At 63.1% G+C, this 10,000-nt stretch carries 8 protein-coding genes (1 of these 8 cut by a window edge); 2 read left to right on the top strand and 6 right to left on the bottom strand.

Going from position 1 to position 10,000, the window contains the following annotated elements; translation table 11 throughout:
- Positions 1-693 carry the end of a M23 family metallopeptidase gene (locus tag O7A61_RS14595; RefSeq protein WP_337105324.1) on the top strand. The gene continues 1,278 nt to the left of window position 1, outside the view, so the window shows 693 of its 1,971 coding nt (coding positions 1,279-1,971); the start codon falls outside the window, past its left edge; the stop codon is at positions 691-693.
- Between the two features lies 1 nt (position 694).
- On the opposite strand, the gene O7A61_RS14590 is transcribed toward O7A61_RS14595, so the two are convergent.
- The gene (locus tag O7A61_RS14590) at positions 695-2,245 is read right to left on the bottom strand and encodes an MFS transporter (protein ID WP_337130400.1); all 1,551 of its coding nucleotides are present in this window, start codon (positions 2,243-2,245) and stop codon (positions 695-697) included.
- Positions 2,246-2,397: 152 nt separating this feature from the next.
- Here O7A61_RS14590 and O7A61_RS14585 point away from each other — a divergent pair, with 152 nt between their 5' ends.
- Positions 2,398-3,030, top strand: a complete 633-nt coding sequence (locus O7A61_RS14585) for a TMEM175 family protein (protein WP_337130399.1) — start codon at positions 2,398-2,400, stop codon at positions 3,028-3,030.
- Positions 3,031-3,174: 144 nt separating this feature from the next.
- Here the strand turns inward: O7A61_RS14585 and O7A61_RS14580 are convergent, their stop codons facing one another.
- From O7A61_RS14580 to O7A61_RS14560, 5 genes are all read right to left on the bottom strand, one after another.
- Positions 3,175-4,668: a L,D-transpeptidase family protein gene (locus tag O7A61_RS14580; protein WP_337130398.1), complete on the bottom strand. Its 1,494-nt coding sequence runs from the start codon at positions 4,666-4,668 to the stop codon at positions 3,175-3,177.
- A gap of 150 nt (positions 4,669-4,818) precedes the next feature.
- Positions 4,819-5,184 (bottom strand): MmcQ/YjbR family DNA-binding protein, encoded by a 366-nt coding sequence (locus O7A61_RS14575; protein WP_027143419.1) that lies wholly within the window; start codon positions 5,182-5,184, stop codon positions 4,819-4,821.
- 140 nt (positions 5,185-5,324) lie between these two features.
- Positions 5,325-7,931 carry an ATP-dependent chaperone ClpB gene (clpB, locus tag O7A61_RS14570; RefSeq protein WP_337105320.1) on the bottom strand — a complete coding sequence of 869 codons (2,607 nt, stop codon included), beginning with the start codon at positions 7,929-7,931 and terminating at the stop codon, positions 5,325-5,327.
- A gap of 219 nt (positions 7,932-8,150) precedes the next feature.
- Entirely contained in the window at positions 8,151-9,158 is a 1,008-nt protein-coding gene (locus O7A61_RS14565) for a DUF4167 domain-containing protein (RefSeq protein ID WP_337130397.1), read from the bottom strand.
- Between the two features lie 302 nt (positions 9,159-9,460).
- Positions 9,461-10,000, bottom strand: a 540-nt coding sequence (locus tag O7A61_RS14560) for a N5-glutamine methyltransferase family protein (RefSeq protein WP_337130396.1), incomplete at its 5' end; no start/stop codon positions are given.

Below are 10,000 nucleotides of genomic sequence, written 5' to 3'. Positions count from 1 at the left end.
GATCGCCTCGAAGTGCTGTTCTCGCAGCCTGATGGCGACGACCAGACGTCGGACAATTCCGAGCTTCTCTATGTCTCGGCAACCTTTGGCGGCACGACGCGCAATTTCTACCGCTTCCAGATGCAGGACGGCAGCATCGACTATTTCGACCAGGATGGATCGAGCGCCCAGCAGTTTCTACTGCGCAACCCACTGCCCAACGGGAGATTCACCTCCGGCTTTGGTGCGCGCAAGCATCCTATCCTAGGCTATGTCCGCATGCACACAGGCACCGATTGGGCTGCCCCGATCGGATCGCCGATCATCGCCGCCGGCAATGGCGTCGTCGAGAAGGCGGGCTGGGCCGGCGGCTATGGCAAGCAGATCATCCTGCGCCATGCCAACGGCTACGAGACCTCCTACAATCACCAGAGCGCCTTTGCCAAAGGTATTGAGCCGGGCGTTCGGGTTCGCCAGGGCCAGGTCATTGGTTATCTCGGCCAGACCGGTCTCTCCACCGGTCCGCATCTGCACTACGAGTTGATCGTCAACGGCACCAAGGTCGATTCGATGCGCGTGCGTCTGCCGGTCGGCAAGGTGCTGAAGGGCGACGATCTCGTCGCCTTCAAGCGCGAACGCGAGCGCATCGACGATCTGCTGAAACAGGAAGACGGCAATTCGCTGAAGGTCGCCAGCGCCAAGATCGAAGGCTGAGTCAGTCGCGCGAATTCTCCGTTTGCGCCGGCCAGGGCGACGCTTGCCCAGGCACCGTAATCCAGGCGACGATCGCCGACAGCAGGCAAAGGAGCGCCGTGACCACGGCAACCGCCGCAAAAGCCGAATCGCCGGCGGCAACCCTTATTGCATTGATATCCGCTGCAAGCCCGGCCGGCGGCGGCTCGCCGAAACCGGGGATTCCGGACGCGTGGCCCACGCCCAGCGCATAAACCCAAGCGGCGAGCGAGCCCATCGCCGCCACCGCGATCAGGCCGCCGACGCGCGAGACGGCGTTGTTGATGCCGGACGCGGCACCCGTATCCTTATCCTCGACCGAAGTCATGATCGCTGTCGACAGCGGCGACACGACCAGCGCCATGCCAAGCCCCATCACCGCCATAAGCGGAAAGGTGCCGGTCCAGAAATTGTGGAAGCCGGCATAGGTAAACAGCGCAAGGCCGGCAAAAGCGATGGCGACGACGAGACTGCCGGCGGCGATCGGAAAGCGGGGGCCGATCCGGTCCGACCACTGCCCGACCGGCCCTGACAGCAGCGCGATCAAAGCCGACAGCGGTAGGAAGATGAAACCGACCTCGGCCGAACTCAGCCCCCAGCCGGCGATCAAGAGCATCGGCAGGTAGAACAAATTGGCAGACAGCGCGAAATAGAGGAAGAAGGTCGCCAGGTTGGCGCCGGCGAAAGCCTTGACGCGAAACAGGCTGAGATCGATCATCGGCTCGCGCTGCCAGCGCTCGTAGAGGATGAAGACGACAAGCAGCATCACGCCGGCAACGATCGCCGGGCCCGACATCAGGCCGCCCCCCTCGGCGCTCATCGCCGTCAGCCCGTAGGCCAGCGATCCGAAGGCCAGTGTCGCGAGCCCAGCGCCGCCGAGGTCCAGGCTGCGCTTTTCGGCTGACTGGTCCGCCGGGATCTTGGCCAACAGCAGATAGATCGAAACCAGCCCGAGCGGCAGATTGATGGCGAAGATGGCGCGCCAGACGCCGTTGCCGAAGGTCGAAAGCACGAAACCGCCCAGCACCGGGCCAAGCGCCGTCGTCAGCGCCGAGGCCGCCGCCCAGATGCCGATCGCGCGGCCGCGTTCCTTCTTCGGATAGGCCTTGGCGATGATGGCGAGACTGCCTGGCACCATGATCGCGGCACCGATGCCCTGGAGAGCGCGAAACGCGATCAGCACGACAGCGTTCGGCGCCAGCGCACAGGCAAGCGAGGTGGCGACGAACAGGCCAATGCCGGCCACGAACGCACGGCGCAGTCCGAACCGGTCGCCCGCGGCACCGCCGGCGAGGATCAGCGCCGAGAGCGTCAGCGCGTAGGCATTGGAAATCCACTGCGCTTGCGCCAGGCTGGCGCCAAGATCGGCGCGCAACGCCGGCATGGCGATCGCCAGGATGGAACCGTCGATGAAGCCGAGCGCCGAAGCCAGTATCGCCGCGATCAGCACGTACCTGCGCTGCGACTGCGGACAGAACGTACCGTTCGCGACCGGAGCGGTCAGCGGAACGGCGGCTTCATTGGGCGAATGCATGCCACCCTGATTAGACCGCCGACGCGCCGGCAACAACCAGCCAGAAGCTTGTTGTCCTTGAAACCAGCCATATTGCTAGGGATCGCATCTGCCCCGATGCAAACCGCCGCAGTCATGCTAGATTTCCCAAGAGCCGCAGGCGGGAGAAATCGATGAAGCGTCCACTCGAAGCATCGGTTGAGGGGCGCGGCCGTATCGTCGGTATCACCGATGGCGTGTTCGCCATCGCACTCACCCTGATCGTGCTCGAGATCAGGGTGCCGGTACATGAGGCCATCCATTCCGAACACGATCTTCTCGCCGCGGTCGCGGCACTGGCGCCCCGCTTCCTCACCTATGCCTTGAGTTTCCTGACCCTGACCATCTTCTGGTTCGGCCAGCAGGCGCAGCATGGTTTGATCGCCAAATCCGACAGACGGCTGGCCACGCTGAACCTCTGCTTTCTCGCCTTCATCGCGCTCTTGCCGTTCTCAACCGACCTTCTGGCCGACTTCCTCGAGTTCAAGACCGCGGTGCTGGTTTACTGGCTCAACCTGTTGATGCTCGGCATCACGCTGTTCGCCAGCTGGCGTTATGCGGAGAAGAGCGGCTTTGTCGCGGAGGATGTCGACGCGCAAACGAAGCGCACCGTCTACCTGCGCATCGTCAAGGCGCAGATCCTGTGGGCTGTCGGTGCCGCACTTTGCCTGATCACCCCGCTACTGAGCGTCGGCTTCATTCTGGTGATGCAGTTGCTCTATGCGGCAACGCCGAATTTGAAGTGGGTGCGCAGGATCATTGGTTGAAATTTGGCGAAGCTGACTTGGGATGCGTTGAGATTCAGGTCAGGCCGAGTCGAAAATGGTTGATATTGAGAACCGGAGCGGAGCGTATTTTCGGGTACGTGGACACCGGAAGTGCGGCCGGCATCACCTGACTATCGACATACCCTATTCGACGAACTCCACCGGCACGCCCGGCGAGACCAATTTGGCGAGCTCCCGTGCGTCCCAATTGGTCAACCGCACGCAGCCATGGCTTTCGGTCTTGCCGATCTTCGACGGCTCCGGCGTGCCGTGGATACCGTAGGTCGGCTTGTCAAGGGCGATCCACACCGATCCGACCGGACCATTGGGCCCAGGCGGAATGGTCAGGATCTTGTTGTTCTCGCCCTGCTTGAAGTTGATGTTGGGATTGTAGGTGTAGTTCGGATCGAGCGCGACACGCGACACGGCATGGATGCCGGTCGGGGACGGCGTGTCCGATGAGCCGATGGTGGCGGGATAGGCCGCGACCAGCTTGCCCGACGCGTCATAGGCGAAGACTTCCTTCTTGCCCTTGTCGGCAACGATGCGGGCAACCGGCGTCGAGACCAGTCTGCCGAAATTCGCGACCTTGACGATCGTGCCGGGACGATTGAAGTTGGCGTCCGGATTGAGCGCCTTGAGATAGTTCTCGTCCATGTGGAAGCGCTCGGCCAGCGCCTCGGTCACCGATGTGTAGCCCATGCGGTCGAGTTGCGCCTTCTGGCTGTAGTCTTCCGGGATGGAGGCGACATAGGGACCGGCTGCATCCTCCGCCGTGATGGTGTAGTTGGCGAACGCGTCGCCGCCGGATTGCGAGAGTGCTGACTGGATGCCGACCGCATCGGTCGATTTGAGGCTGCTGCCGTTGATCTGGTTGTAGGCCGCCAGCGCCTTGTCGACATTCGAACCGAAGCGCCCGTCGATGACGCCCGGCGAAGCCCCACCCCGGTCGAGCAGCACCTGCAGTGCTGCCACATCCTGACGTGCGCCCAGTGAAAGCGACGGATCGACCGACGTCTTGCCGCCAGCATTTGGCGGCAGTGCCGCCTGGTCGGAGGGCGCCGCCTCTTCCGTCGGGACTGCCGGCTGGACGGGGTCTATCGACGCCTCGTTCAGCGGCTGGCGCTGAATCGTACGCGGCTCTGCCGGCGGCGGCGCGTCGGGATAATTGTTGTCGTAACTGCCGTCGTCCTGCGGCGCCGGCGGATAGGCATCGACGGAATTGCTATTGTCGGGATCATATTCATCGGCTGGCGGCGGAATGACCCGTCCTTCCTCTTCCAGCTGCTTGCGGCGGAAGCGGGCCATGTCCTGGGGATCGTCGAGATAGTAGCGGTCGTCGTCGGCGGGGACACGGCCTAGTTGACGCAGTCTTGTCTCGCGGCGTAGCGCACGTCGGTCAAGCCGTGTCTGCGGCGGCTGGATGGCGATCACCTTGCCGGTATCTGCGTCGACGATGACCCGATTGCCCCTGGCATCGTAATAAATATCGAGATTGCCGTCCTGGGCAAGCAGAATGCCGCCGCTCCCGGCCGCGCGGGCAGGCTGGGCTGCGCCGTCACGCGTCGGCGCGGCGAACGCGTTGGAAAACACTAGCCCCGCAACAAGCGCCGAAAGGGTGAAGATAGTGCGCAGCATAGTGGCGAAACTCTCCGGTCCGTATGTGCCGCCGCCCGGCATTGTCCAGTTCGGCGAACCCCTTCGCCAGCAAACCAGTTACCCACCATATGGTTCCGATATGAACCGGGCATGAAGATGGCGGTTTTCCGGCGCCTCGAGGAATATTGGCTAGCCTGCGCCAAGCCCCAATTCCTTGCGCGCCTGCTTCGTCAGCTTCAGGGCAACCAGGCGGTGGCTCTCGCGCAGATAGTCCTTCAGCGCACCGTCATCCATGCTCTGGCTTGTCTGACGCTGGATCCACTTCATGCCGCGCGAGGCAAGATAGGGTGCGGGCCGCAGGCCCGGCTGCTCCTTGAGCACGTCATAGGCAATGTCGGAACATTTGAAGGTGACGAAGAGCTGCTGGCCCTGATCCCAGCCACCGATCGCAAACACCTTGGTCCCGACCTTCCAGACATGGGCGCCGCCCCATTGCACCACGTGGTTCGTTGCAGGCAGCGAGGCGCAGAAGCCGTTGTAATCGTCCAGCGTCAATCCTGCCCCCCACTTCTCATAGAAAACGCCGCGCATCCGGAACGGACGCGCGGCACTCCAAAGCGCGGCGCGCTTCAGATCTTTGTCTTGTGCATGTCGTTGTCCCAAAAGCGAGGTCACTTTTGGGCGACATGCATCGATCAGGCCGCCGCCTCGGCCGCCACGATCGTCGGCTTGGAACGGAAATTCAGCCGGTCGGAACCGGCCGTGACCTTGACCGTCGAGCCGTCCAGGATCTCGCCGAGCAGGATCTTTTCCGCCAACGGATCCTGCAGTTCCTTCTGCATCACCCGCTTCAGTGGCCTCGCACCATAAGCGGGGTCGTAACCCTTGGCGGCCAGCCACTCGATCGCCTCGGGATCCAGCGACAGCGTGATCTTACGATCGGTCAGCAGGCTCTCCAGCCGCTTGAGCTGGATCTCGACGATACGGTCCATGTCCTTGCGGCGCAGCCGGTGGAACAGGATCACCTCGTCGACGCGATTGAGGAACTCCGGCCGGAACGATGCCCTGACCACGCCCATCACTTCGTCTCGCACGGCATCGACATCCTGGTCCTCGCCGAGATTGACCAGATATTCGGCGCCGAGGTTGGACGTCATGATGATCAGCGTGTTGCGGAAATCGACGGTGCGGCCCTGCCCGTCGGTGAGCCGGCCGTCATCGAGCACCTGCAACAGAACGTTGAACACATCGGGATGCGCCTTTTCGATCTCGTCGAACAGCACGACCTGATAGGGCCGGCGCCGCACCGCTTCGGTCAGCGCGCCGCCTTCCTCATAGCCGACATAGCCGGGAGGCGCGCCGATCAGCCGGGCGACGGAGTGCTTCTCCATGTACTCGGACATGTCGAGGCGCACCAGCGCCGTCTCATCGTCGAACAGGAAGTTGGCCAAAGCCTTGGTGAGCTCCGTTTTGCCGACGCCGGTCGGGCCAAGGAACATGAACGAGCCGATCGGCCGGTTCGGATCCTGCAGGCCCGCACGCGCGCGCCGCACCGCCTTGGAAACCGCCTGCACCGCCTCGCCCTGGCCAACGACACGCTTGCCGATCTCGTCTTCCATGCGCAACAGCTTGTCGCGCTCGCCCTGCAGCATCTTGTCGACCGGAATGCCGGTCCAGCGCGACACGATATGGGCGACGTGGTCGGGCGTGACCACTTCCTCGACCATGCCGGCCTTGCCGTCCTGGGCCTCGGCCTCTTTCAGCTTCTTTTCCAGTTCCGGGATCTTGCCATAGGCAAGCTCCCCGGCGCGCTGGAACTCACCCTTGCGCTGGGCAATGGCAAGGTCGTTGCGCGCCTCGTCGAGCTGCTTCTTCAAGTCGGCGGCAAGCCCAAGCTTCTGCTTCTCGGCCTGCCACTTCGAAGTAATCTCGGTCGATTCCTCCTCCAGGCCGACAAGTTCCTTTTCCAGCCGGGCGAGCCGGTCCTTCGAGGCTTCGTCCGTCTCGACCTTCAGCGCTTCCCGCTCGATCTTGAGCTGCATGATGCGGCGGTCGATCTCATCCAGCGCCTCAGGCTTGGAATCGACCTGCATCCTGAGCCGCGAGGCGGCTTCGTCGACGAGGTCGATCGCCTTGTCAGGCAGGAAGCGGTCGGCAATGTAGCGGTTGGACAGCGTCGCCGCCGCCACCAGCGCCGAATCGGAGATACGCACCTTGTGGTGCTGCTCATATTTCTCCTTCAGGCCGCGCAGGATCGAGACCGTGTCCTCCACCGTCGGCTCGTCGACGAAGACCGGCTGGAAGCGGCGGGCGAGTGCGGCATCCTTCTCGACATGCTTCCTGTATTCATCGAGCGTGGTGGCGCCGACGCAGTGCAGTTCGCCGCGCGCCAGGGCCGGTTTCAGAAGGTTCGACGCATCCATGGCGCCGTCCGCCTTGCCGGCACCGACCAGCGTGTGCATCTCGTCGATGAACAGGATGATGTTGCCGCTTGCCGAGGTGACTTCGGAGAGCACGGCCTTCAGCCGCTCCTCGAACTCGCCGCGATATTTGGCGCCAGCGATCAACGCGCCCATGTCGAGCGCCATCAGCTGCTTGTCCTTCAGCGATTCCGGCACGTCGCCATTGACGATACGCAGCGCCAGGCCTTCGGCGATGGCCGTCTTGCCGACGCCCGGCTCGCCGATCAGCACCGGGTTGTTCTTGGTGCGGCGCGACAGCACCTGGATGGTGCGGCGGATCTCGTCGTCGCGGCCGATGACCGGATCGAGCTTGCCCGCGCGTGCGTCCGCAGTGAGGTCGCGCGCATATTTCTTCAGCGCGTCATAGCCTTGTTCGGCACTCGCCGAATCGGCGGTGCGGCCCTTGCGGACGTCGTTGATGACCTGGTTCAGCGCCTGTGCGGTGACACCGGCCTTGGCCAGGATTTCGGCCGTCTTTGCCGATTTTTCCATGGCAAGCGCCTGCAGCAGCCGCTCGACGGTGACAAAGCTGTCACCGGCCTTCTTGGCCAGGTCCTCGGCGGTCGAGAACACCTTGGCCAGCGGCTGCGCCAGATAGAGCTGGCCATTGCCACCCTCCACCTTGGGCATCGCCTCGAGCGCCGTCTCGACGCCGAGCTTGACGTCGCGGACATTGCCGCCGGCACGCTCGATCAGCGACGCGGCCAGGCCCTCGTCATCGTCGACGAGGACTTTCAGAATGTGTTCGGGAGTGAATTGCTGGTGGTTCCGGGAGAGCGCCATCGTCTGCGCGGACTGGATAAAGCCGCGCACGCGCTCGGAGTATTTCTCGAGGTTCATATTTGTCTCCTTCCATCACCGGCCCGCTTTGCGGCACCGGATCAGATTGCGGTGACGGACCCGCCCATTCGAGCCGGATCCTGTTCAGGCCAGATATGGTGCACGGACCCTGGCCCCTCAAGACGTCGCGACATGGCAGGTGCATAATATTCCACGTCAGCCCAAACGAAAACGGCGGAGATTTCTCTCCGCCGTCCGATGCCTTGAAATGCCGTTCGCTCAATTGTCGATGTCGGAAACCACGGGTTCGGCACTGCCGCTGTCGACCGGAGCCGCCGCTGTCTCGCCCGCAGCCCCATTTTCGCTGCCGCTCTCGACCTGATCGGCATTGGTGCGCGGACGGCGCGGACGCCGTGGGCGGCGGGCAGCACCGCTCTCGGCGGCCGCCTCATTGAGTTCGGCCTGGGCGGCCAGACCTGCCGGTGAAAAATTCTCGAACCGTGGAGCCGGCTCGGCTGCCGCGACAGTCTCGGACGGCGAAGCGGGCTCTGCCTGAACTTCTGTCTGCCCCGAGGCCTCGTTGCGCTGCTGCTGGCCGCCTTGTTCGGCTGAAGAAGCATAATCGCGCTGGCCGCTCTGGCCGTAGCCGCCGTTAGGGCGGCGATCGCGATGACGCCCGCCATTGTTGTCGCGGCCGCTATTGTTGCGCCCGCCACTGTCGCGGTTGTCACGACCGCTTTCCCGGTTCAGCGTAACTTCCGCTGGCATGCCCTCGATCACTGGCTGAGGGCCGGCGCCATGGTTGACCACCGGAATTTGCGCATCGGAACCGGCATTGCCGCTGCTATTGCCTGCCCCGCTATTGCCTGCCCCGCTATTGACGGCCCCGCTGTTGACGGCCCCGCTGTTGACGGCATTGTCAAACTCGTCGCGATCCTCATCGCCGTCCTCGTCGAACTCGTCGCGCGACTGCTGGACGTTCTGGATCGGCATCTGCGCCTGCGCGGCGGCGATGATGCGGTTGTAGTGTTCGGCGTGCTGGAGATAGTTCTCCGCCATCACCCGGTCGCCGGAGCTGTGCGCGTCACGGGCAAGGGTGGCGTATTTTTCGGCGATCTGCTGAGCCGATCCACGGATTTTCACGTCCGGGCCGTTGCTCTCGTAATTGCGCGTTAGCGGATTCGGGCCCTTGCGGTTGTTGTTATTGCTATTGTTATTGTTGTTCCCACCGCCGCCGCCATTGTTGTTGCGACCGCGCATGCGCCTGTTCTGCTGTTGTGGCCTCATTCGACTCTCTTCATCTTGAAATTTTCGAAAAACTCTTCACGAACGGAGGCGCTCATGCAGCCGACCGTTTCGTCTCTTCACCGGCGTTCGCCCGCATCGATTGCGTTGGCGCCACGTGTCATCCTGTTCCGGTTACATCACTTGCCGGACGATTCCCGCACGAAGCTTGGGCGTCGTTTGCGCAAGAAGGCAGCTATTTCCAAGGAAACCGAATCGCTAAGAGCACTGCCTGCTTCGTCTCATCCGGTAAGGCGACCCTAGCCGCATTCCCCGGTATTGCCAAGCGCTTTTTTTGCACTGCGTCAAGACGTTGCCCGTTGAAAAACAAGAACCCTGTCGTTTCCGCCGAGATCGCCAAACACCTCGCCGCCCGTGTAACCGGCCGCGCGAAATATATCGTTGACGTCGTTGCTTTGTGTGTGGCCGATCTCGACCGCAATCCTGCCTTCGGCTTCCAGAAACCTTGCCGCCTCGGCGGCGATGATCCTGCAGGAGTTCAGCCCATCCACGCCGCCATCCAAGGCAACACGCGGGTCGAAATCGCGGACTTCGTCCTGCAGATTTCCAATCTCTTGAGTTGGTATATAGGGAGGGTTTGCGGCAATTACATGGTACCGGCCGGAAACTTTTTCGAACCAGTCCGACTGAAGCGTCGTGAACCGGCCGCCGAGCCCGAATTGCCCAGCATTGCGGGCCGCCATTGCCAGCGCGCCGGCGGAAATGTCGACACCGGTGGCAGTCGCGGCCGGCACGACGCTCAGCAGCGCAAGGGCGATCGCGCCGGTCCCCGTGCCGAGATCGAGGATGCGGCATGCCCCCTTCCGCGCGACCATTGCCTTGAC

Source organism: Mesorhizobium sp. Cs1321R2N1 (assembly GCF_037179725.1).
In the GTDB taxonomy this organism is placed as follows: domain Bacteria; phylum Pseudomonadota; class Alphaproteobacteria; order Rhizobiales; family Rhizobiaceae; genus Mesorhizobium; species Mesorhizobium salmacidum.
Note: the sequence above shows the minus strand (reverse complement) of the source record. Positions and strands in the feature narration are given on the sequence as shown.

Coding starts and splice junctions, on each gene's coding strand:
- O7A61_RS14590 (WP_337130400.1), bottom strand. CDS start 2,245: ATGCATTCGCCCAATGAAGCCGCCGTTCCGCTGACCGCTCCGGTCGCG.
- O7A61_RS14585 (WP_337130399.1), top strand. CDS start 2,398: ATGAAGCGTCCACTCGAAGCATCGGTTGAGGGGCGCGGCCGTATCGTC.
- O7A61_RS14580 (WP_337130398.1), bottom strand. CDS start 4,668: ATGCTGCGCACTATCTTCACCCTTTCGGCGCTTGTTGCGGGGCTAGTG.
- clpB (WP_337105320.1), bottom strand. CDS start 7,931: ATGAACCTCGAGAAATACTCCGAGCGCGTGCGCGGCTTTATCCAGTCC.
- O7A61_RS14565 (WP_337130397.1), bottom strand. CDS start 9,158: ATGAGGCCACAACAGCAGAACAGGCGCATGCGCGGTCGCAACAACAAT.